This window comes from Methanothermobacter thermautotrophicus, from assembly GCF_014889545.1.
GTDB classification, from domain to species: domain Archaea; phylum Methanobacteriota; class Methanobacteria; order Methanobacteriales; family Methanothermobacteraceae; genus Methanothermobacter; species Methanothermobacter thermautotrophicus_A.
In genome coordinates this window covers 219,566-243,070 of sequence record NZ_QKOF01000005.1, presented here as the reverse complement: position 1 = coordinate 243,070, position 23,505 = coordinate 219,566, and the positions used below count along the sequence as shown (strand labels likewise).

The window sequence follows — 23,505 nt, the reverse complement described above, 5'->3', positions numbered from 1 at the left end:
ATCAGAGCCTCACCCCCTTAACTTGCACCTTATTGTTGAGAACAGCGGCCCCCTCAGGTCGATCTCACGGTTTTTACCTGTTATGTACCTCATGGCGGCGTCCTCGAGTGTGAGGTTAAGGTCAGAGAGGGACCTTGCTATCGTGCTCCTTATCTCAACCTCCTCTGCGCCGCTTACAACCATCTCCTCTATGCGGTAGGCGGCCTCGGCTGCAAGGGCCTCCATGTAGGTTATGCCTGTGTTCAGGCCCTCCTTCCTGGCCCTGATGATGAGGTCGCTGTCGAGTTCGGTCCCGGGGGGCACCCCTAGGATGTTTCCATCATATATGTAAACGTTGTTCCATACTGCGGGTCCCAGAAGCCGGGTGTTCTCCTCCACCTCAAGGGCACTCACCTCTATCCGTCGTCCCAGGAACTCTCCACTGTAGACCTCGAAGCTGCAGGGGGATGGGGCGTCTGCATGGGCCCTCCAGGTTTTGATTATCTGCTCCATGAGCATGCGACCATCGGAGGTTACAGGGTGGAGGTTTATCCTGAGCATCTCGGCGATGTCCCTGTCAGACAGCCTCCACTCCCCATATATCTGCGGGTAGACCATTTCACGCACGTCACTGGCCTGGTTGAGTATCATGGCAACCCTTTCAACCCCCACTCCCAGGTTCATGACCTCCCTGTCTATCCCGTACATGGAGAGGGCTATTGGTGAATAGAGGCCAAAGGTTGCCACCTCAACCCACTCCTTAAGGAGGGGGTGGTAGGCGTAGACCTCTGTCTGGGTGCCGGGTATGTAGTACTTGGACTTCTTCTCATCCGGGCGGAACCTGAACCTTGAGAATCCCAGGTGTTCGAGGAGTCCCTCTGCAACGGCCTTACCCACATCGAGAGGGACCTCATCGTCCACAAAGACACAGGATGCGGAGTGGTAGGTCATAAGGTGGCTTGAGTCCTCCTTCTGCTCCCTCCGGAAGCAGCGGTCAATTGAGAAAAGCTTCAGGGGCATTCTGTATCTGTCGTGGATGTTCTGGAGTGATATGAACCATCCTGATGTCATATGGGACCTGAGGGTGGTTCTCCCTGAAACTGGCTTCAGATCCCTTATCTCAGGGAACACCCGCTCAAGGACCCTCAGACCATCATGGCTCTCAACTTCAAGGGCATTTGAGACCTCCAGGACCAGGTCGTCCCCTGAAAGGTCACCCTTCTTGTATGACCTGAAGACCTCCTTCAGGTTTTCTAGCTTCTCTTCAGATACCTCTATACCCATATCCTCTATCATCTGAATTCTATCGGCCCCGAGTCCGATGTCGGGCCTTGGGAGGCCCCCAAGGTAGAAGCACCTGTCCAGCACTGCAGGGGCCTCGGGCCCGAACTGGCGGTATATGTGCTCCTCGTCTATGAGGAGCGGGTTCACCATTTCACTGAAGCCGAGGCGCAGGTAGGCCTCCCTTATCATCCAGATGGTATCATAGAGTACATGAGATTTTCCGGTTTCAAATCGGAGGCGTGGATACTGCATGTCATGGTGGGGTTTACTGAGGCTCCTCCCACTTTCAAGCCATGCCCTTTCAAAGTCCCTCCTTGAAAGCTTCACTATATCCTTTCTTTTCAAACAGAACCCCCACTGATTTTAAATTATTGAATAAATCAGGTGGTTAATCCACTGTTGACCAGGCCAATCACCAGAATGTATGGGGTGTTGTCACCATGGATTGACTTTATTCTCTTGTGATGGTTTATCACCTTAACTATTGACTGCCAAACCTTATAATAGTGAATGTTAAAAATATTGTCCATGGAAAGTCAGGTCTATGAATGTGATGTTCTGATAATAGGCTCCGGGGGAGCCGGCTGCAGGGCGGCCATAGAAGTTTCTGAACACAATCTCACGCCATTAATAGTATCAAAGGGTTTATCATTCAAATCAGGATGCACTGGAATGGCTGAGGGCGGATACAACGCTGCATTTGCATGTGTTGACCCTGAGGACAGTCCGGACGTGCACTTCGAGGATACCATGAGGGGGGGTGGGTTCATCAATGACCCTGCCCTCGTCCGCATACTTGTGGATGAGGCACCCGACAGGTTGAGGGACCTTGAAAACTACGGGGCGCTCTTCGACAGGCAGGAATCCGGGTTGCTTGACCAGAGACCCTTCGGGGGGCAGACATACCGCAGGACGTGCTACCAGGGTGACCGCACCGGCCATGAGATGATAACCGCCCTCAAGGAGGAGGTCCTACGACGGGATATAGAGACCGTGGAGGAGGTCATGATAACATCCCTCCTCGTGGAGGAGGACCGTGTACTTGGAGCCATGGGCGTATCCATCAGGGACTCCAGCACTGTGGCCTTCAGGGCAGCTTCAACCATCCTCGCAACAGGGGGAGCCGGTCACATCTACCCGGTGACCTCCAACACAATCCAGAAGGGTGGTGATGGGTTCTCTGTGGCATGGAAGGCCGGGGCTGACCTGATTGACATGGAGCAGGTCCAGTTCCATCCCACAGGCATGGTCTACCCAGAGTCAAGGAGGGGGATCCTTGTGACGGAGGCCGTGCGGGGTGAGGGCGGAATACTCCTCAACAGTGAGGGGGAGAGGTTCATGAAGAGATACGACCCCAGGGGTGAACTTGCAACAAGGGATGTTGTTGCAAGGGCAATCTACACTGAGATCATGGAGGGGAGGGGCACCAGGCATGGTGGAGTCTACCTTGATGTCAGCCACCTCCCTGATGAGGTCATAGAGGAGAAACTTGAGACCATGCTCCTCCAGTTCCAGGATGTTGGTATTGATATAAGATCCGAGCCAATGGAGGTGGCACCCACAGCACACCACTTCATGGGGGGTGTCAGGATAGATGAATGGGGAAGAACAAACCTCAGGAACCTCTTTGCAGCCGGCGAGGTTGCAGGGGGTGTCCATGGAGCCAACAGACTGGGAGGCAATGCACTTGCGGATACCCAGGTATTCGGGCGTAGAGCAGGGATAGCTGCTGCAAGGAACGCCCTTAAATCATCCTCTGCATCCATTAAATCGGCGGTCGAGGAGGAGGAATACCGTATAAAGTCAATGGTGGCCGATGGATCCCACAACCCATCTGAGATAAGGGATAAGCTTCACGAGGCCATGTGGAGCGGTGTTGCAATAGTAAGGAGTCGTGAGTCCCTTGAATCAGCCAGGACAGTTATCAAGGACCTCAGAATGATGATGGGTGATCTGAATGTCCCTGAGACATCCGGATTTAACACCTGCCTCATTGAGGCCCTTGAACTTGAAAACATGCTTATAACGTCCTCGCTGGTGGTGGAGTCAGCCCTGATAAGGGAGGAGAGCAGGGGGTCCCACTACAGGAAGGATTTCCCTGAAACCAGACCTGAATGGCTTAAAAGCATAGTCCTCAACAGGGAAAGGAAAACCGGGTTCATAGAGAGGGGCCTTAAATCAGCTTAAGACAGCTATTAAATATGATCACGGGTCATGGATATTCAGCACGGTATCCCTGAGTTCAGGGCTTCTGTAATCAGGGAATACATAACAGGCCCCGGCAGCCAGGAGGTCCCTTTCACTGTACCTCCCCGCTGATATGCCGATGTTAACAGCTCCAACATGGGTGCCGGCCATCATGTCATGGGGGGTGTCACCGAAGAGTACAGTGACACCGGTTGCACCGAGGCTCAGGCCCCTTCTAACCGCAATCTCAGTCAACTTCTTCCTGTCGGGGCTGTCACTTCCAAAGCCCCCAAAGGAAAAGTAACCTGCAATACCCGCCCTTTCAAGCTTCATGAATGCTATTTCCATCAGGTTTCCTGTAACGAGGCCAATAGACACACCCATGGATTTTAGGAAACTCAGGAACTCATCCACACCATCTATGAGTTCTATATCCTCCCCCTTTATGTTATGCTTCACGTACTCTCTGAGTTCCACCAGGAATTCATCCAGGTGCATCTCTATCTCCGCATCTTCGAGTCCCTTGAGGAGGAGCACCTCCTCTGCTATTGAAGGGTCTGTCTTCCCGTGGTAGTCTATGCTGTCCACGCCGGCATCAACGCCATAGACCTCCCTGAAGGCGTGCCTGAAGGCGTCCTCATGTGCATATGACCTGTGTATCAGGGTCTTATCAACGTCGAAGAGGGCCATCATCTGTTAGCTCCCCTGCAGCTGATTCTGCAATTTCCATAACGTATTCCTCGTCCAGGACCTCCAGTTCCCCCTCCCTGAGTAGTATCCTGCCGTCGCATATGACGGTGTCCACGTCGGCCCCTGAGGCAGCATACACTGTGTGTGATTCTGGATTTCTCCATGGTGTGAGGTGGGGCCTCCTGGTGTTTAGTATGACGATGTCAGCGAGCTTACCAGGGGCTATCAGGCCGGCGTCGATTCCAAGGGCCCTGGCACCGTTGACTGTGGCCATACTGAATACCTCAATGGCTGGAAGGGCTGTGGGGTCTCCCAGGTTCACCTTCTGGAGCAGGGAGGCCGTTTTCATCTCCTGGAACATGTCGAGGTTGTTGTTTGATGCGGCTCCATCGGTTCCCAGTGAAACGTTAACACCCCTCTTGAGGAGCCGGGTGACGGGGGATACTCCGGATGCAAGTTTCATGTTACTCGTGGGGTTGTGTGAGACCTTCACATCCCTCTCTGCAAGGATATCCATATCCCGGTCCTTCAGCCAGACGCAGTGGGCAGCCACGGTCTGCGGGCCCAGTAAACCTGTCTCATCAAGGTACTCCACAGGTGTCATTCCATGGGACCTTGAGACTTCACTGACCTCATTATCTGTCTCTGAGACATGTATATGTATCATGAGATCATTTTCACAGGCCAGGGTAGCCGTCTTTTTAAGAAGTTCCTCTGAGCAGGTGTAGGGACTGTGGGGGCCAAGTGCAACCATTATGCGCCCATCAGCCATCCCGTGGCATTCCTTTATTATCCTGCGGCTCTCCATCAGTTCTGCTCTCATCTTTTCAGTGTCGCCCAGGTCTATCATGCCGTGACTTATGACGCACCTGAGGCCTGCCTCCTCCACGGCACGTGCAACGTGGTCCATGTAGAAGTACATGTCGCTGAAGGAGGTTGTCCCTGATCTTATCATTTCGATGCATCCCAGGAGGGCTCCAGCGTAGCAGTAGTCACCGTTGAGCCGGGCCTCAGCCGGCCATATGTGGTCGTTCAGCCATCTGTCCAGGGGAAGGTCATCTGCAATCCCCCTGAAAAGTGTCATTGAGAGGTGGGTGTGGGTGTTCACGAGTCCAGGGATCAGGAGCTTTCCAGTTCCATCAATCACTGTGTCGGCATCCCCGGGGCTTAGGGTGTTTGATACATCAGCTATCCTGTTATCCTCAATGAGGACGGATCCACGCCGGACCCCCCTGGCATCAAGGATCTCTGTACCGGTTATCAGTATACTTTCATTCTCCATGGAACCACCTTATAACTTATAAGTTTTAACTTATAATCCAGTCATGGACCGGACTCCAAACCTATTATATAGGTTTTCTGAAAGAAATATAAGTTAATCTACAGCCAAGAATGATATGTCCTGCAGATGAACAGAACCTGCATGATTTTAATTTAAAATTTAACCAGTAATTGAGGGATTGAATGAAGATAAGAATAGCGGTTCCCTCCAAGGGAAGAATAAGCGAGCCTGCGATAAGGTTACTTGAGAATGCAGGTGTAGGTCTTAAGGACACTGTTAACAGAAAATTATTCTCAAAGACACAGCACCCACAGATCGAGGTAATGTTCAGCAGGGCAGCGGATATACCTGAATTCGTTGCCGACGGTGCCGCTGACCTGGGGATCACAGGCTATGATCTCATAGTTGAAAGGGGAAGTGACGTCGAAATCCTGGAGGACCTCAGATACGGAAGGGCCAGCCTGGTCCTTGCAGCCCCTGAGGACTCACCCATGAGGGGCCCGGAGGATATACCTCAGGGTGCAGTTATAGCCACAGAGTTCCCGGGGATAACAGAGAAATATCTCCGTGAGCGGGGCATAGATGCAGAGGTTGTTGAACTCACAGGATCAACAGAGATAGCACCCTTCATTGGAGTCGCTGACCTCATAACAGACCTGAGCAGCACAGGGACGACCCTCAGGATGAACCACCTCAGGGTGATCGACACCATCCTGGAAAGCTCGGTTAAGCTAATAGCAAACAGGGAAAGCTACGCCACCAAGTCCAGGATAATAGAGGAACTCAGAACAGGTATACGTGGAGTCATAGATGCCGAGGGCAGGAGGCTGGTGATGCTAAACATCGACCGCAAAAACCTTGAAAGGGTCAGAGCTCTGATGCCCGGGATGACAGGCCCCACGGTCTCAGAGGTGCTCTCAGATAACGGGGTGGTGGCGGTACACGCTGTAGTGGATGAAAAGGAGGTCTTCAACCTTGTAAACAGGCTCAAGGCGGTTGGTGCCAGGGACATACTTGTGGTGCCAATTGAGAGGATAATACCCTGAAGGTGATGAGATGAAATTCCTCAGGTTCATGAAGGATGGGAGAATCCTCCATGGATTCACAGAGAATAACAGGATCTTAGAGATCCGGAGGGAGGAATACCTTTCAGATAACCCTGAAGCCATCGCTGAACATTCACTGGATGATGTGAGGATACTCCCACCGGTATCACCCTCAAAGGTGGTCTGCGTCGGCCTCAACTACCGGGACCATGCAGCCGAACTGGGGATGGAGATCCCTGATGAACCAGTCATCTTCCTGAAACCACCAACCACCGTGATAGGCCATGGAGACACGGTAATATACCCTGAGATGTCATCAGAGGTTGACTATGAGGTTGAACTTGCAGCCGTCATATCAGAGAGGGCCCGGAGGGTTGACTCTTCCGCGGCATCTGAGTTCATAGCAGGATACACGGTCCTCAATGATGTAACTGCTAGGGACCTCCAGAGGAGGGACGGGCAGTGGACACGTGCAAAGAGTTTTGACACCTTCTGTCCTGTGGGGCCTGTGATAGAGACTGAAATAACCCCGGATAACCTTGATATATCTCTGAAGCTAAACGGGGAGGTCAGACAGTCATCAAACACCTCCAACATGATATTCACGGTCCATGAGCTCCTTGAGTTCATATCCCATATCATGACACTGGAGCCAGGGGACATAATAGCAACAGGCACGCCTCCAGGTGTGGGACAGATGGTACCTGGGGATACTGTGAGGGCCACAGTCGAGGGTGTAGGGACCCTTATGAACAGGGTTGGAAGATATGTGATGGATTGAGGGGTCCATCAGACTGAAAAGACTCTCATTTTTTGATATCAAAGGGGTAAGAGTTAAGGACGATGATAAGGTAGTCGCACCCAGCTCTGGATAAATATCAAAGAAAAAGGAGTAGGAGTTAAATTATACCTTTGAAGGGCCGGCTGAGGATCATTCAAGGTATATGGCCGGCTTCAGAGGAACAGCATTCACAGCCTTGTTTTCAGGGTCATAGTCGGGTTTGCTGTGGATCACAACCTCAGCTCCAACCTCTGATTCAATGTAATCAGATGCATCCATGAGTACAGTGTACTCGTCTATCACCGTAACCTCTGATTTACCAATGTCCCTGATGATCCTCCTTACAAATTCAGCAACCTCCTTCATGTTATCGTGGATGCCCTCAGCTGACACCCTGCCCATTATTGAGCCCATATCTGGCTTCCCAACCTCTGCTGCGACCCTCAGCACATCCCACTTCCATTTCGGTGATGTGTATATGTGGACCCTCTCGGGGGTGGAGCCAAGGATCTTCACGATTTCCTGAATGTCCCTGACGGTGTTCTGGACCATCTCCTCTGCAACCTGAACATCCCTGCTCTCTGCATCAACTGAGAACTCTGGCCATGGGGCCTCTGATACGAAACCCTCACCACCATACATCTCCCACATCTCCTCGGCAGTGTATGGTATGAATGGAGCCATGAGCCTTATCCATGCGTGCAGAACGTTTGCAAGGACAGATTTCACCTCATCATCAACTCTACCCTCAACACGCTTAAGGTAGTGGTCAACATCCTTTTTAAGAAGATATAGTGCCTCCTGAATCGCCTTTCTGGTCTGGAATGATTCAAGGGCCTCTGTGGCTTCACGTATCCTCTGGTTCAGCTGTCCCATCATCCACCTTCCAATGAAGCTTTCAGGTTCAGCAGGTTTAACCTCACTGAGGACAAGTCTTCCATCCAGGATACCTGACACCTTCTCTCCGAATTCCCTGAACCATTCAATCCTTCTGCGGGTCCCGATGACCTCACTCTCCCTCCAGTCAAAGTCCTGCCAGGGCTCTGCTGATGACATGAGGAAGAGCCGCACCACATCTGCACCGTGCTTCTCAATGGCATCCCTGAGGAGTATGACGTTGCCCTTGGAGGATGACATCTTGTTACCCTCAAGGAGGCCCATACCAAAGACAACAACCCCTCGGGGCCACCATGACTCAGGGAATATGGCTGAGTGGTGGAATATATGGAAGGTCAGGTGGTTGCCTATGAGGTCCTTGGCCGAGAGCCTCCAGTCAAGGGGGTACCAGTACTGGAATTCCTCCCTGAGATCCTTAGAGGCTCCTGAATCACCCAGGAATATGGCATCAAAGAACTCGTCATCCAGCTCACTGACATCCATCTCCCTGAGGTGGTGTGCAATGGTGTAATATGCCATGTAGATGGTTGAATCTGTGAGGGGTTCGATGATCCATCTCTCATCCCAGGGTAGCCTTGTCCCAAGGCCTATCCTCCTTGAACATGCCCAGTCATTGAGCCAGTCGATGTAGTATTCAAAGTTGGCCCGGACCTCCTCTGGTATTATCTTCATACCCTCGAGGCACCTGTGGGCCAGGCCCTTCCATGCATCGTCAGAGTACTTCATGAACCACTGATCCTCCATGACCCTCACAACGCACCTGCCACCGCAGCGGCATATGACAGGCCGCTCAGCGAATTCATACATCTCATCTGCAAGGCCCTGGTCCTTAAGTTCATCGGCGATGACCTCACGGGCCTCAGAGACCTTCATACCACCATAGACAGGGATGTGCCTGCTCATAACGCCCCTGGAATGCTCGATCTTGTATAGCTCCCCGGTGGCATCCTCAAGGCGGGGGTCCTCCTGGTTTCTGACACCGAATTTCTCTATAACCTCGGCCGCCGGGAACGCACCGTAGCCATCCACTGTTATCACATTCAGGGGCTCTATACCATCAACCACATCCACAAGTCCGTACCTTTCAAGGATTTCATGGTCCTTCCTGAGGTCTTCAAGGGCTATGAAGTCTGCAGGGGCATGGGCAGGGACAGAGAACACAACACCTGTGGCATATTCAGGGTCAACGAAGGATGCAGGGAGTATGGGGTGTTCCTGGCCTGTTACAGGATTCTCTACGTACCTGCCTATCAGGTCGCCGGGGTTAACCTCACCTGCGACCTTGAGGTCCAGTTTCTGGTGTGAAAGATTATCCACAGAGGCCCTGCTTATTATCCACTCCTCACCACCTGTTTCAACCCTCACATACTCCTCATCAGGGTTCAGCCAGAGGTTGGTGGCCCCGTAGATGGTCTCGGGTCTGAAGGTGGCTGCGACAAGGTATGAGTCTCCAAGTTTGAATTTGAGGAGTGTGAGCTGGTTTATGGCGACACCCTCACCCTCAAGGAGGTCATGGTCACCCACAGGGTTTTCACATTCAGGGCAGTACTTCACAGGGTGGGCGCCCTTCCTTACGAGGCCAAGGTCCCTCAGCTTCCTTATCTGCCACTGTATGAACCTGCTGTAGGTGGGATCCGTGGTTTTGAATTCACGCCTCCAGTCGATGGAGTAGCCCATATCCTCCATAACAGACCGGTATTCCCTGCTGAAGTATTCAACTATGTACTCAGGGTCACTGAAACGTTCAATCTCATCCTCAGGGACCCTGTGGACCTCCCTGTAGATCTTGAGGGTCCAGGGATCCTTCCTCTGAATCCTCCGGGCTATCCCTATGACCGGGGCCCCTGTGACATGCCAGGCCATGGGGAACAGGACGTTGTAGCCCTGCATCCTCTTGAACCTCGCATAGACATCAGGGACCGTGTAGGTCCTCCCGTGTCCTATGTGCATCGCACCGCTTGGGTAGGGGTAAGCGACTGTGAGGAATATCTTTTCTCTATCATCAGGGTCAGCCTGAAATATGCCAGCATCTCTCCATCTATCACGCCATTTCCTTTCAATATCCACTGAATCACCGCCATCATGGCCTTTTAACTTCATTGTCTAACCATTCAAGGTAATCACGAGATCCCCCGGTTATGGGAATTGATATTATGCATGGATTATCATAACTATGTAGTTCCCTGACTCTTTTAATTATTTGCGGGGTCAGTTCATGGGACGTTTTAACGATGAGGGCTGACTCATCATCCTCCTCCAGGCTCCCCTCCCAGTGATAGATGGACCTTATGAAGGGTATTATATTAACACAGGCAGCGAGTCTCTCCTCAACAAGTCTACGTCCGATGGATGCTGCTTCATCCACTGATGATGCTGTTATGTATATCAGTGTGAACACTCCATCACCTCCCTGATATCCGGGACCTCAGGGGGCTTCAGCTTGTGCTCTGACCCTTCAACCATTCTGGCAATCCTCTCAACCTCTGAGACCGGCAGAGAGAGGGTGGATGCGACCTCATCAACCGGTAGCTTTCTGTCAACCAGCAGGCAGAGGAGTTCATCCAGCAGATCATACCTCATACCAAGTTCATCCTCATCGGTCTGTCCGTGCCAGAGTCCGGCTGTAGGCGGTTTTTTTATTATCTCAGGGGGAACACCCAGCCTCCCCGCAAGTTCACGGACCTGTCCCTTGTACAGTCCCCCGATGGGCAGCATGTCAACCCCACCATCACCGTACTTGGTGAAGTAACCCAGGAGTAGCTCGGTCCGGTTACCGGTACCTGCCACGAGCCGGTTCATGGAGTTGGCATGGTAGTAGAGGATCACCATCCGGAGCCTCGGTTTCAGGTTTGCCAGGGCCATTTCACTGGCATTATGGCTGCAGAGCCCACCAATGGATTCTAGGATGGGGTCAATGTCTATGGTTTCACTCTCAATTCCAAGTTCATCTGCAACGGTCCTGGCGTGTCTAAGATCATCCCTGGGAGTGGTATCGGATGGCATGATGAGTCCAAGGACTCTATTGGGTCCCAGGGCATTAACTGCAAGGTATGCGACTGTGCTCGAGTCCACACCGCCACTGAGACCCAGCACCACACCGCCGGTTCCACTCTCAGCCACCTTTTGCCTTATGAAATCCTCTATCAACGATGCCGCTTCTGAACAAAGCCGGGGAACACACTTCATGGAATCACTCTCATCCAACAGCAATGGTTAAAAGTAAGTAGGGTATATTTTATATAACTATCAAAAGAGGTAGAAAAACTTATATCAGTGATGCTGATCTTGGATCGATGATTAATTTTACAGGAGGAGTATAATGGCATTTAAGGATCTCTTCAAGTTCAATAAGGGCAAAACAACATTTGTATTCATAGGCGGAAAGGGAGGGGTTGGTAAGACAACCATATCGGCTGCAACAGCCCTCTGGATGGCAAGGTCAGGTAAGAAGACCCTGGTGATCTCAACTGACCCTGCACACTCACTTTCAGATTCACTGGAGAGGGAGATAGGCCACACCCCCACAAAGATAAGCGAGAACCTCTACGCGGTTGAGATAGACCCGGAGGTTGCGATGGAGGAGTACCAGGCAAAACTTCAGGAACAGGCTGCAATGAACCCTGGCATGGGCCTGGATATGCTCCAGGACCAGATGGACATGGCATCAATGTCCCCTGGTATCGATGAGGCTGCGGCCTTCGACCAGTTCCTGAGGTACATGACAACCGATGAATACGATATCGTCATCTTTGACACGGCACCAACAGGCCACACCCTCAGACTCCTATCCTTCCCTGAAATAATGGACTCATGGGTGGGGAAGATGATAAAGATAAGGAGGCAGATAGGGAGCATGGCCAAGGCCTTCAAGAACATACTCCCATTCATGGGTGATGAGGAAGAGGAGGACAGGGCACTGCAGGACATGGAGGCCACCAAGAAGCAGATAAACGCTGCAAGGGAGGTCATGTCAGACCCTGAGAGGACATCCTTCAAGATGGTTGTCATCCCTGAGGAGATGTCCATATACGAGTCAGAGAGGGCAATGAAGGCCCTTGAGAAGTACAGTATCCACGCAGACGGCGTAATAGTGAACCAGGTCCTCCCTGAGGAGAGTGACTGTGAGTTCTGCAATGCCCGCAGAAAGCTCCAGCAGGAGAGACTTAAGCAGATCAGGGATAAATTCAGTGATAAGGTGGTTGCAGAGGTCCCGCTCCTCAAGAAGGAGGCGAAGGGTATTGAAACTCTGGAGAAAATAGCAGAGCAGCTTTACGGTGAACCAGAGTCAGAGTAGATCACTCAAATTTTCTCTTTTCTAATCATTCCTATGAACAGTAACTGTATTATGGTGGCAGCTAATTTTATTAAAAAATTTTGCATCTCAGACCCCATAGTTTCAATCCATAACATGGCTAAGGTCTTTAAATCTTAAATTAAAACTTGAATGGGGATATATTAAACTTTAAAATAATCTTTGACTTTCCTGTGTATTTTAGGATGTTAGGGGACCCTATTTTTTTCAAAGAAAAAAATGCCAAAATTTATAATATTCATTCAAATTACTTAACAATATATTAATGTTAGGTGAGCACTATGAAAGTTGCAGTTTATGGCGCGGGTAACCAGAAACTTTATGTGGACCAGCTGAATTTGCCTGAAAAGTATGGGGGGGAGGCACCCTACGGCGGAAGCAGAATGGCAATTGAATTTGCAGAGGCCGGACATGATGTTGTACTGGCAGAACCAGCAAGGGAAATGCTGGATGATGCACACTGGAAGGTGGTTGAGGACGCAGGGGTCACTGTAACAGACAACGATGCTGAGGCAGCCAGTGATGCTGAAATAGCAGTACTCTTCACACCCTTCGGTAAAAGGACCTTTGAGATAGCAAAGGACATAACACAGCACCTGCCAGAGGGGGCTGTCATAGCAAACACCTGTACGGTCTCACCTGTGGTCCTCTACTACGTCCTTGAAAGGGAGCTTAGAAGGGACCGTAAGGATCTTGGTATAGCATCAATGCACCCTGCAGCCGTCCCCGGGACACCACAGCATGGCCACTATGTCATAGGGGGACACTCAAGCAGTGAACTTGACATAGCAACAGATGAACAGATATCAAAATGCGTTGAACTCGCTGAAAGCTGCGGTAAGGCAGCCTATGTTGTACCTGCCGACGTATCAAGTGCAGTTGCAGATATGGGGTCCCTGGTAACAGCTGTAACACTTTCAGGTGTCCTTGACTACTACTATGTGGGTACACAGATAATCAGGGCCCCTAAGGAGATGGTTGAGAAGCAGATCCTCATGACACTCCAGACAATAGCGTCACTTGTTGAAACCTCAGGTGTTAATGGAATGCTCAAGGCCATGAACCCTGAACTCCTTGTGAGGAGCGCTAAATCAATGCACCTCCTTGAGGAGCAGGAGGAACTTGATGCAGCACTCAAAACCCTATCAGACCTTGACGATGAGGTGAATAAATGGATAGAGAAGGGTGAGATCAAGCACACGGATCTTGTGGCTGCACAGGCCCTTGCAAAGGAGATAAAGAACCTCATGGGTGGAAAGGCAGCCGAGGGTACTATAAGAAGATGCATGAGGAAGATGTTCGAATAATTTTTTCCTTAATCCTTATTTTGTTGAAGTAATTTTTTCTGATCATCTCAGTGCTGTGTGTTTGTCAGCATGGAATAAGCCCTGTTTAATAAAAAAATAGGAAAAAGATCAGGTGACGGTTATTTTCATGTTAACCGCCCTGAAGGTCTTTGTTATGTACACGTACCGGTAGCCCCTTATGGTGTAGCTGTAGTTTAGTGTTGCTGATAGTGTGTCTGCCCTGAAGGTCTCTGAGAGTTTTATGGTCCTTGTGTAGCGGCTGGGGTTGTAGATCTTCCTTGTTGTCACTATCCTTGCATCGTATGGGTAGTACCCGATGGTTGCTGAGTAGCTTCTGCCGGGGTTCAGTGTGAACTTGAATGACCTGTATCCAAGTTTTGCACCGCTTGATGAGTAGACCGTCACATAGTATGTCACTGTGGTGGTGTATTTCCCTGTATTCCTGAATGTGAATGAGTATGTTCTTTTGGCAGGGTTAACATATACTGTGCTGTTCCTGAGGCCGCCGAGGCTGAGGGGTGTAGACACCTGGTCCTGAAAGGTACTGCTGGAAGCTTATGGCCTGACTCTCACCCGGTCCAAGCCTGACGGTCTGGTTCCTTATGAGTGATCCGTTGAGGTAGAATGGAATGCTGAATTCACCTTCGAGGTCACCACTGTTTTCTATCTCTGCAGTGACATCTGCATTCACTGATTCCACAGCGCTTGTCGGTGTAACAATGAATGATCTCACTTCAAGGGTGGCGGGTTTCAGTGCATTCACATTGATGCCTGGCGGGTTATCTATCCACACCGTGTGGTTGCCCCTCTGTGTTATATTGTAGTTGAAGGTAACTGTGACCTCCCCACCGGCTGGCACATTAACGGTCCTGTTCTGGACGTTCACACCGTCAATGTAGAGCCTCGCGGTGTAGTTACCTGGAATATCGCCAACGTTGGTCACCCTGACACTTGCCTCAACCCTGAGGGGTATGGTCCCGCTGGATGGTGAGACACTCAGGCTGTCAACGATGAAGGTTGCAGGTCTTAGAACCCTCACTGTTGCTGCCGGGAGTGACCCGACCGTCACCTGGTGCTCCCCTATTTCATTTATATCAGCTGTGAAGCTGACAGGCACTGAACCCGGGCCTATGACCTTGACGGTCCTGTTCTGGACGTTCACACCGTCAATGTAAAGCATTGCAGTGTAGTTTCCAGAACCATTCTCAGGGGTGCTTACTATGGCCGTGACCATTATCCTGTGTGGTGAAACACCTGAAAGTGGCGTTACAGTGAGGTTTGAGAGTGTCGGTTCACTGAGTACCCTTACCTCTACTGGTGTGAGGGATCCTATTCCAGCAAGGTATATCCCCGGATTATTCATGGTGTAATTGAAGGCCACCTGGACACTTCTACCGGCCCCAACTGTGACATTCTTCTCATCCATCGCCAGACCGTTAATGTAGAGGACTGCAGTGTAATTTCCGTCAACCTCGCCGGTGTTCCTGGCAGTTGCAGTGGCCAGTATTGTAAGCGGACTGAAACCTGAGGTTGGTGTCACGCGCAGATCTGAGATGGTTATGTTCGCTGGTCTCAGCACACGCACGGTTTTACTGAAATCATTGATTCCAACTGTATGGTTTCCAGGGTTTAGTAGGGTCTCCATGAGGATTTCCCTTGTTTCACCTGGACTTAGACTGACTGTGTTTTCCTGGACGGCCACACCATCAACCATGAGCCTTGCAGTGAAACCTATAACCAGGTCATGGGGGTTTGTGACGTTCAGAGACGCCGTTACCCTTAATGGTGCCGGACCTGTCACAGGAGTTACATTGAAACCTGTAATCCTTGGGTCAGGTTCAAGCACCCTGACAATTACATCGTCTCCTGAGTTCACATGCAGATGGTATTCTCCAGGAACAGTGAGCTCCTTCCTGAATGAGACTAGTACTGAACTCTTACCAGGGACACTGACGGTTCTGGTTTCCCATAAGACATCATCAAGGTAGAGTGTTACCGTGAAGTTGCCTGCAAGGTCACCATGGTTCCTCACGACAGCACTGACAGTGAAGTTGAGTGGTGATTTGCCCTCCACAGGGGACACTGTAACATTGGATAATGTGAAATTGGCCTCACTGAGGGCCCTAACTGTTCCAGAGACGTTATTGTTGAGTGATATAGTGTAGAATCCTCTCTCAGGGAGAATTACAGTTGTGTTGGATGGTACTGTGCCTCCTGCTGGAATATCTAGGGTTTCCGCATGGTCTGGTTCACCGTTGACATAGATCACGGCCGTGTAGGTTCTTGCCCTTGAATCGATGTTGGTGATCATGGCGCTGACTGTAACTGCTAGTGGCGCGGTTCCGCTCTGGGGTGTCAGTGTGAAGTTTTCTATGTAGAACTTCTCCCCCTCCATGACATAGACCCACTCGGGTTCAAGGTCATTGATGGTGATTTCATACAATCCTGCTGGAAGGGTCCTGTTGAAGGATACCGTGGTCCTGCTACTGGCATTCACAGTGACATTCCTGGTTTCAACAAGCACACCGTCTATGTAAAGCTCCGCTGTGTAGTTGTCTGGCAGATCACCGTAATTTACAAGGTCGGCTGTCACATTCACCCTGAGGGGCTCCTGGCCAGCGTATGGTGTCACCTTGAGGTTCTCTGGGATTATGAGTGGGCCGCTGAATACCCTGACAGTCACCGGTGGCAGGTTGTTCACACCCACAGAGTATGCCCTGCTGTTTCTCAGGGTGTATTCAAATTCAAAGGTCCTTGTTTCCTGTGAACCAACCTCGACCCAGTCCCCGATGGTCCTGTAACCGTTTATATACAGGTCGAGTCTGTACCACCCTGTCGAATCTCCGCAGTTGGTTATGTCGCCTGTGACTGTAACTGTGAGCGGTCCTGTTCCGTTGAGGGGTGTGACTTCGATGTTGCTTATCATGAATGGCGTGAATCTTGTCAGGAAGCCATCGGAGAGTCCTGTGAGGTTCTTTACATGCATCCGGTGTTACAGTGAAGTTTGAGGACCATGTTTTACCTGCAACATAGATGTTCTGGTACCTGTCAACTGCCACAGCGTAGCCCTGGTCGGCCTCGATGCCACCCAGGTATGAGCTGTAGAGAACGCTTTTCGGTGCGCTGAATTTCATGACGAAGGCGTCCACACCACTAAGGGAACTGTCATGGGCTCCATATGTCACAGGGAAGTTATCTGATCCAGTCAAACCGGTGAGGTAGAGGTTTCCATGTATATCAAGTGAGATGTCATTTATTGAGTCATCTCCCCGTCCACCGAGGTAGGTTGAGTATTCAACTGAGTATTCCCCTGAGTAGGCCTTGATTTTCATGATGAAACCATCAGTGCCATTCCTTGTTTTCTGGTAGGCGTTGAATGTCACCGGAAAGTCAGATGAATTGGTTTACCTGCAAGGTAAATGCCGTTATCGGAGGATATGATTGAATAACAGATCCTGGCCTGAACCTCCAAGGTAGGTTGAATAATCAAGAATGAGTTCTGGCGTGAATTTTGATAGGAATATATCGGTGGCTCCCCTCTTGTAACTGGATATTGCATCAAAGGTCACCGGAAAGTCATCGGAGTAGGTGTACCCTGTAGTGTATATGTTACCTGCATAGTCAATGGAAATCCCCTAGCAGTAGTCGTCCCATGATCCTCCAAAGTATCTTATATTTACAAAATTGAGGTCCTGGTCGAACCTGGCAAGAAATCCATCGTATCCACCATGGTAGGTCCAGTCTGTTATTAGAGTTGCGTTTTGGCTGGTCCCTGCAACTCTAACTGTGCCCCCCCTCAAGCTCCGATATCGTGAGGGCTGTTGAGATTGTGTAGCCAGCGACATAGAAGTTGCCCTCCTGGTCAATGGCAAGGCCCTTTGCAACGTCATAGCCTGAACCCCCAATGTATATCCTCTTAACTTCGTTGCCTGATGGGTCTATCTTTGATATGAAGGCGTCAGCAACCTTTAAACCATCATGGCTTATCTCACCCACAACGTAGGCGTATCCATCTCCATCTGCAATTATTCTGTGACCCCAGTCGTCTCCTGGTCCACCGAATGTCTTGTGATATATGACCTCCCTTGTTACGTTGAACTTGGTGACAAAGACGTCCTTTGATCCGTTCACATGTGTTGAGCCGGTCACATAGATGTATCCCGAGTCGTCCACGTAGACATCACGTGCCTCATCAACCACCCTGTCACCTATGTAGGTGGAGTAGTCCACTGTGTAGGCTGATTCTGCAGCTACCGTACCCTGCAGTATGAATAGGAGGAATAGGGTGCAGAATAGGAGAGAAAAACTTTTGTATAGATCTATTTTATCACCTCCCAAACATGGAACTTACTTTTATATTTATAATGCATATAATTTGCGGTTTAATCTTGAAATTAATAACTTGGCTTTATAGTTCAACAAATCAAAAAACTGTTCTAGTGAGGGTATAGAATGAAAAGGGATCTAAAAGGAGATTTTTGTTAATATGGGAGTTAATTAGTATTAATTCCGGATCTGGAATCCCCAGAACACATCCAGAACTCTGCCAGAATACTTCGTTATATATGGGGTGGAGGTATCATGGAGATCCCGGCATGGGGGATCAGCGGAAAATCCCATTTTAATATCAGAATGAGTTAAAGGACCTGAAATCTGCGAATAAGGGATTCAGGGGATCACCAGGATGGACATGTAACTGAATTCAGATTCCCTCACATCCCCCAGTGTTGATGTCAGAACCCTCTCATCGGGATAGCTGAGCCTTTCACATACCGCCACCATCCTATCAGGGTCAACTCCACTTTTAATGAGGAATGCTGCGGTCTGGGAGGGATTCCTTGAGGGAAGGATTATGGTTGGTCTGCCATTATCAATCACATCCATGATCCCCTCCTCCCTCCGTCCATGAAGGGTAACTATATCAGCTTCATCCCAGGGGATGAGGAGCCTCGCCGCGCATAGCTGGATGGAGCTGATTCCAGGCACAACCCTCACCTCCACCTGGAGTCCACGGGATGATATTATCCTCTTCAGGGGTTTGAGGACACCTGAAAATCCAGGATCCCCTGTGGAGAGCACAGAGACCTCCAGGGAAGTTGCAAGTTCAGCGGCCCTCCCCAGTGTCTCCTCCATATCACTGGCACCCAGAGCCACGGTTTTCCTGGCGGATGGAAAAAGTTCAAGGGCCCTGCGACTTCCAAATACCACGTCTGAATTCATAACAGCATTCCTTGCAGCAGGTGTGATGTAATCTGCAGATCCGGGACCTATTCCCACTATGTTCAGAGTCAAGCTTACCACCTCTGATTACTGTTTGTCTAATTCTATTTTTAGTTCGAGTAGTTCTGGTTCAGAGTCAAGCTTACCACCTCTGATTACTGTTTGTCTAATTCTATTTTTAGTTCGAGTAGTTCTGGTTCAGAGTCAAGCTTACCACCTCTGATTACCAAGCAAATCAGCATTTTCAGGAGCATTCAGGTTATACAAAGTCAATTCTCTAACTTCACAGATTTAATGTTGCTCCCACACTACCATCATACAGTATCTCGTGGTTGGTGGGTGCCCTATACATCAACCACACGACCAACATTTATTATAATATCACTGCACTACCTATTAATGTGATAACAATGATCCAGATTGCAGTCACAGGAAAACCCAACGTTGGAAAATCATCATTCTTCAATGCAGCCACCCTCTCTGAGGCCGAGGTTGCATCATATCCATTCACAACAATCGACGCCAACCATGCAGTAGCCTATGCATCCTGCAGATGCCCCTGCAGTGAGCTTGGAGTTGAATGCAACCCCAGAAACTCCCGGTGCATCAATGGTGTGAGACTAATACCTGTGGAGCTCATAGACGTAGCTGGCCTGGTACCCGGGGCCCATGAGGGGAGGGGTCTCGGTAACAAGTTTCTGGATGATCTCAGACAGGCCAGGGCCTTCCTCCATGTCATAGACGCCTCGGGTTCCACCGACGAGGAGGGAAGGCCTGTTGAACCCGGAAGCCACAACCCCATGGAGGACGTTGAGTTCCTGGAGGAGGAGATAACCATGTGGCTATACGGGATCCTTGAGAGGAACTGGGAGAGACTCCTCAGGAAGGCGGCCTCAGAGAAGCTCGACATGAACCGCATCATACATGAACAGCTCTCAGGCACCGGGATAACACCCGAGGATATCATTGAGGCATCAAGGAAGGTGGATGCCGATGTTTATTCATGGGGGAAGGATGAACTCCTCCAGTTCCTTGGTGAACTCCTCAGAATAGCAAAGCCAATGCTCATAGTTGCAAATAAGGCTGACCTTCCATCAGCCAGTGAAAATATTGAACGCCTTAAGGATGCCTACCCCCACGTGGTACCTGCATCTGCAGAGGCCGAACTGGCCCTAAGGAGGGCATCAGAGGCAGGTTTAATCAGTTACACACCTGGTGACAGCGAATTTAAGATCATCGATGAATCAGGCCTCACAGATAAACAGAGGGCTGCCCTCGAGTACATACGTGAAAATGTCCTGGAGGTTTACGGGAGCACAGGCGTCCAGGAGGCCATCAACAGGGCAGTATTCGATCTTCTGGACATGATAGTTGTATTCCCTGTTGAGGATGAGCACAGATTCACTGACCAGAAGGGAAACGTGCTGCCAGACGCCATCCTCGTACCCCGGGGATCCAGTCCAAGGGATCTCGCCTACCGGATACACACGGATATAGGGGAATCATTCCTCCATGCTGTGGACGCCAGGAAGGGCATGAGGGTCGCATCCGACCATGAACTGGAGGATGGGGACATAATAAGCATTATATGCAGCAGATAGTTTCACAGGATATTACATTAATTTAATAATGTGAGTGGTGCATTTCAAGTGTAAGCCTCCTGTATGTGGCTGTGCAACCACAAGGGTATGGAATGAGAGTATTACATTAATTTAATAATGAGGGTGGTGCCTTTCAAGTGTAACTGTGGTGTGAACCATGACATCCATATGTGAACTTCAGGTGGAGGAGGTCCTCCGCAGGCTTGAAACATCAGAATCAGGCCTTAACCCCATGGAGGCTAAAAAACGCCTTGAGATCCATGGACCCAACAAAATTGAAGAGGTCAGAAAGAGACCAGTAATCCTCCTTTTTCTATCAAACCTGTACAACGTGCTTGCATTGCTTCTCTGGATTGCGGCCATATTATCCTTTCTAACAGGCAACTACCAGCTTTCAGTGGCCATTGTAATGGTTATCATCATAAACGCGCTCTTCAGTTTCTGGCAGGAATATGAGGCTGAGAAGGCAGCAGAGGCCCTTAAAAACATTCTACCTCTTATGGTTAAGGTTATAAGGGCCTCAGAGGAGGTCCTGATACCTGCAGCTGATGTTGTGCACGGGGACATCATAATCCTTGAGGAGGGGGACACGGTCCCTGCTGACGCAAGGGTCATTGAATCACACAACCTGAGGGTGGATGCATCAGCACTGACCGGAGAATCCAAACCTGTGAGAAAGGTTTCACATCCTGTCAGGGAGGCTGATAACTACATAGACACCGAGAACATCCTGTTTGCAGGCACCCAGGTGACCTCGGGCACAGGAAGGGCCGCGGTATTTGCAACCGGCAGGGACACCGAGTTCAGCAGAATAGCGGCACTCACCCAGGAGGTGCGCGAGGAACCCAGCCCACTGCAGCGACAGATATCCCTGGCCGCAAGGATCATAGGGGCCCTGGCGGTTGCCATGGGGGTCATCCTCTTCCTGGTGAACCTCTACATAGTCAGACTCCCCCTTGAAACAGCATTCATATTCGCCATTGGCCTGATGGTTGCAAATGTTCTGGAGGGCCTCCTTCCGAGCGTCACACTCTCCCTGGCAGCCTCCGCAAGGAAGATGGCCCGGGAGAACGCCCTTGTGAAGAGACTTTCCAGTGTGGAGACACTGGGATCAACGACAATCATATGCACAGATAAGACAGGGACCCTTACAGAGGGTAAAATGACGGTTAGAAAGATCTGGATCCCCAACAAAATCATTGAGGTCACAGAGGCTGGTTACAGACCAGAGGGACAGTTCCTATTCAGGGATGAACCAGTTAGCCACAGGGATATGGATGAGCTGAGGCTCCTCATGAGGGCAGCCACATTCTGCAATGATTCAGCCCTCGTGCAGGAGGAAGGAGAATGGAGGGTTCTGGGTGATTCAACGGAGGGTGCCCTCCTTGTAGCAGCAGAGAAGATGGGCTTTGATGTTGAGGCAGAACTCGAGGCGATGCCCAGGATAACAGAGCTCCCCTTTGACTCCAGGAGGAAGTCAATGACATCCATCCATGAGAAATCAGGGAAGATGGTGGCCTACGTCAAGGGAGCACCGAAGAAGATAATAGGATTATCAGACCGCATATCTGTGGATGGAAGGGTCAGAGCCCTCCATGAAGATGAGAAGGAAATGATAATAGGTATACATGATGAAATGGCCTCGGAGGGTCTTCGTGTACTTGCCTTCGCATACCGGGAACTCCCGGAAGACATTGAGATCAGGGACCCCGCTGAGGTTGAGAGGGACCTTGTACTGGTGGGCATGGCGGCCATGTATGACCCGCCAAGGGAGGGGGTTAAGGAGGCTGTGGAGCGCTGCAAGACTGCAGGTATAAGGATCATAATGATAACCGGCGACTATGGTCTAACAGCAGAGGCCATAGCCAGGGAGATCGGGATAGTGGAGGGTGAATGCAGGATAATCAGGGGGAAGGAGCTGGATAAGCTCACAGACACCGAACTCAGGAGTATACTGGCCAGGGAGAGGGACCTTATATTCGCAAGGGCGGTCCCCGAGCATAAGATGAGGATAGCATCCATCCTGGAGGACTCAGATGAAATTGTTGCCATGACCGGTGACGGTGTTAACGATGCACCAGCCCTCAGGAAGGCAGATATAGGTGTTGCCATGGGAAGCGGCACCGATGTTGCGAAGGAGGCGGCAGACATAGTCCTTGCAGATGACAACTTTGCAAGTATCGTGACCGCAGTCAGGGAGGGCCGCACGGTATATGAGAATATAAGGAAGTTCATAACCTACATATTTTCTCATGAGACAGCTGAAATAGTCCCCTTCATTATGATGGTGCTCTTCAGCATACCCCCTCCCGATAACCATAATGCAGATACTCGCAATAGACCTTGGGACGGACACCCTACCGGCCCTGGCCCTTGGAAGATCCCCGCCGGAGTCTGATGTTATGAAACTGCCCCCCAGACCCCCATCAGAGAGGCTCCTTAACAGGGAGGTCATCCTGAGGGGTTACCTCTTCACAGGGACAATTGAGGCACTCCTTATCATGTCAGCCTACTTCCTGGTTCTCTATTCAGGTGGATGGGTCCCGGGCCAGGAACTTTCAGCCACTGACCCACTCTACATGAGGGCCACAACTGTGGTCTTTGCTGGTATAGTCATGGCACAGCTGGGTAACCTCCTCTCCTCACAGACCCTACGTTCATCAGCACTTGAAGTGGGACTCCTGAGGAACAGGTGGATACTGGCAGGTATGGTCTTTGCAATCTCGGTGATGCTCCTTGTTATCTACCTCCCACCACTGCAGCCCATCTTCGGCACAGCCCCACCGGGAATCATGGAGTGGTTCATCCTGATACTCTTCCCGCCCATAGTCTTCCTTACAGATGAGATGAGGAAGTTCATACAGAGGAGGCTGGCGTGAACATCATGGATTGTCAGGGATACTAATTTATAGGACTCTG

The 23,505-nt window shown here is 50.5% G+C and carries 20 protein-coding genes and 1 pseudogene; 8 read left to right on the top strand and 13 right to left on the bottom strand.

What is annotated here, in order from left to right:
• Positions 1–9: 9 nt before the first annotated feature.
• Positions 10–1,608 carry an O-phosphoserine--tRNA ligase gene (gene sepS / locus DNK57_RS03750; RefSeq protein WP_192961702.1) on the bottom strand — a complete coding sequence of 533 codons (1,599 nt, stop codon included), beginning with the start codon at positions 1,606–1,608 and terminating at the stop codon, positions 10–12.
• Positions 1,609–1,791: 183 nt separating this feature from the next.
• Here sepS and tfrA point away from each other — a divergent pair, with 183 nt between their 5' ends.
• Positions 1,792–3,450 (top strand): fumarate reductase (CoM/CoB) subunit TfrA, encoded by a 1,659-nt coding sequence (gene tfrA, locus DNK57_RS03745; RefSeq protein ID WP_192961701.1) that lies wholly within the window; start codon positions 1,792–1,794, stop codon positions 3,448–3,450.
• A gap of 18 nt (positions 3,451–3,468) precedes the next feature.
• Here the strand turns inward: tfrA and DNK57_RS03740 are convergent, their stop codons facing one another.
• Together DNK57_RS03740 and DNK57_RS03735 are read right to left on the bottom strand one after the other, a co-directional pair.
• Positions 3,469–4,143 carry an HAD family hydrolase gene (locus DNK57_RS03740; protein WP_192961700.1) on the bottom strand — a complete coding sequence of 225 codons (675 nt, stop codon included), beginning with the start codon at positions 4,141–4,143 and terminating at the stop codon, positions 3,469–3,471.
• Positions 4,121–5,422, bottom strand: a complete 1,302-nt coding sequence (locus DNK57_RS03735; protein ID WP_192961699.1) for an amidohydrolase family protein — start codon at positions 5,420–5,422, stop codon at positions 4,121–4,123. Before DNK57_RS03735 ends, DNK57_RS03740 begins: the two co-directional genes overlap by 23 nt.
• Before the next feature lie 182 nt (positions 5,423–5,604).
• On the opposite strand from DNK57_RS03735, the gene hisG reads away from it, so the two are divergent.
• Both hisG and DNK57_RS03725 read left to right on the top strand, forming a co-directional pair.
• Entirely contained in the window at positions 5,605–6,468 is an 864-nt protein-coding gene (gene hisG, locus DNK57_RS03730; RefSeq protein ID WP_192961698.1) for an ATP phosphoribosyltransferase, read from the top strand.
• A gap of 10 nt (positions 6,469–6,478) precedes the next feature.
• Complete coding sequence (locus tag DNK57_RS03725) at positions 6,479–7,249, top strand: fumarylacetoacetate hydrolase family protein (protein WP_192961697.1); 771 nt, start codon at positions 6,479–6,481, stop codon at positions 7,247–7,249.
• A gap of 150 nt (positions 7,250–7,399) precedes the next feature.
• On the opposite strand, the gene leuS is transcribed toward DNK57_RS03725, so the two are convergent.
• Genes leuS through DNK57_RS03710 form a run of 3 tightly spaced genes read right to left on the bottom strand, consistent with a single transcriptional unit; the run spans position 7,400 to position 11,332 of the window.
• Entirely contained in the window at positions 7,400–10,246 is a 2,847-nt protein-coding gene (gene leuS / locus DNK57_RS03720) for a leucine--tRNA ligase (RefSeq protein WP_192961696.1), read from the bottom strand.
• Positions 10,227–10,544 carry a divalent-cation tolerance protein CutA gene (gene cutA / locus DNK57_RS03715; RefSeq protein WP_192961695.1) on the bottom strand — a complete coding sequence of 106 codons (318 nt, stop codon included), beginning with the start codon at positions 10,542–10,544 and terminating at the stop codon, positions 10,227–10,229. Before cutA ends, leuS begins: the two co-directional genes overlap by 20 nt.
• Positions 10,532–11,332, bottom strand: a complete 801-nt coding sequence (locus tag DNK57_RS03710) for an NAD+ synthase (RefSeq protein WP_192961694.1) — start codon at positions 11,330–11,332, stop codon at positions 10,532–10,534. Before DNK57_RS03710 ends, cutA begins: the two co-directional genes overlap by 13 nt.
• 133 nt (positions 11,333–11,465) lie before the next feature.
• Here DNK57_RS03710 and DNK57_RS03705 point away from each other — a divergent pair, with 133 nt between their 5' ends.
• Together DNK57_RS03705 and DNK57_RS03700 are read left to right on the top strand one after the other, a co-directional pair.
• On the top strand, positions 11,466–12,440 hold the full coding sequence (locus DNK57_RS03705; RefSeq protein ID WP_192961693.1) for a TRC40/GET3/ArsA family transport-energizing ATPase: 975 nt from the start codon (positions 11,466–11,468) through the stop codon (positions 12,438–12,440).
• A 299-nt stretch (positions 12,441–12,739) separates the two neighbouring features.
• Entirely contained in the window at positions 12,740–13,765 is a 1,026-nt protein-coding gene (locus DNK57_RS03700; protein ID WP_192961692.1) for a H(2)-dependent methylenetetrahydromethanopterin dehydrogenase-related protein, read from the top strand.
• A gap of 108 nt (positions 13,766–13,873) precedes the next feature.
• On the opposite strand, the gene DNK57_RS03695 is transcribed toward DNK57_RS03700, so the two are convergent.
• From DNK57_RS03695 to DNK57_RS03670, 7 genes and pseudogenes are all read right to left on the bottom strand, one after another.
• A complete protein-coding gene (locus DNK57_RS03695) occupies positions 13,874–14,293 on the bottom strand; it encodes a hypothetical protein (protein WP_192961691.1) in 420 nt (139 codons plus the stop codon).
• A complete protein-coding gene (locus DNK57_RS09045) occupies positions 14,241–16,751 on the bottom strand; it encodes a CARDB domain-containing protein (RefSeq protein WP_226891032.1) in 2,511 nt (836 codons plus the stop codon). The genes DNK57_RS03695 and DNK57_RS09045 overlap by 53 nt, the downstream gene beginning before the upstream one ends.
• Before the next feature lie 61 nt (positions 16,752–16,812).
• A pseudogene (locus DNK57_RS09040) lies at positions 16,813–17,097 on the bottom strand (SBBP repeat-containing protein); the annotation flags it as partial.
• Positions 17,098–17,190: 93 nt separating this feature from the next.
• Positions 17,191–17,373 carry a hypothetical protein gene (locus DNK57_RS03685; RefSeq protein ID WP_320056862.1) on the bottom strand — a complete coding sequence of 61 codons (183 nt, stop codon included), beginning with the start codon at positions 17,371–17,373 and terminating at the stop codon, positions 17,191–17,193.
• Positions 17,374–17,400: 27 nt separating this feature from the next.
• Entirely contained in the window at positions 17,401–17,565 is a 165-nt protein-coding gene (locus DNK57_RS03680) for a hypothetical protein (RefSeq protein WP_192961689.1), read from the bottom strand.
• Positions 17,546–18,103 (bottom strand): SBBP repeat-containing protein, encoded by a 558-nt coding sequence (locus tag DNK57_RS03675; RefSeq protein ID WP_192961688.1) that lies wholly within the window; start codon positions 18,101–18,103, stop codon positions 17,546–17,548. The genes DNK57_RS03680 and DNK57_RS03675 overlap by 20 nt, the downstream gene beginning before the upstream one ends.
• Positions 18,104–18,433: 330 nt before the next feature.
• Positions 18,434–19,057, bottom strand: a complete 624-nt coding sequence (locus tag DNK57_RS03670) for a cobalt-precorrin-7 (C(5))-methyltransferase (protein WP_192961687.1) — start codon at positions 19,055–19,057, stop codon at positions 18,434–18,436.
• A 338-nt stretch (positions 19,058–19,395) separates the two neighbouring features.
• Between DNK57_RS03670 and DNK57_RS03665 the strand changes: the two genes are divergently transcribed.
• The 3 genes from DNK57_RS03665 (at position 19,396) to DNK57_RS03655 (ending at position 23,465) form a co-directional block, all read left to right on the top strand.
• Entirely contained in the window at positions 19,396–20,586 is a 1,191-nt protein-coding gene (locus DNK57_RS03665) for a redox-regulated ATPase YchF (RefSeq protein ID WP_192961686.1), read from the top strand.
• 157 nt (positions 20,587–20,743) lie between these two features.
• Positions 20,744–22,984 carry a cation-translocating P-type ATPase gene (locus tag DNK57_RS03660; protein WP_192961685.1) on the top strand — a complete coding sequence of 747 codons (2,241 nt, stop codon included), beginning with the start codon at positions 20,744–20,746 and terminating at the stop codon, positions 22,982–22,984.
• Positions 22,908–23,465 carry a cation transporting ATPase C-terminal domain-containing protein gene (locus DNK57_RS03655; RefSeq protein ID WP_192961684.1) on the top strand — a complete coding sequence of 186 codons (558 nt, stop codon included), beginning with the start codon at positions 22,908–22,910 and terminating at the stop codon, positions 23,463–23,465. The genes DNK57_RS03660 and DNK57_RS03655 overlap by 77 nt, the downstream gene beginning before the upstream one ends.
• The last annotated feature ends 40 nt before the right edge of the window (positions 23,466–23,505 follow it).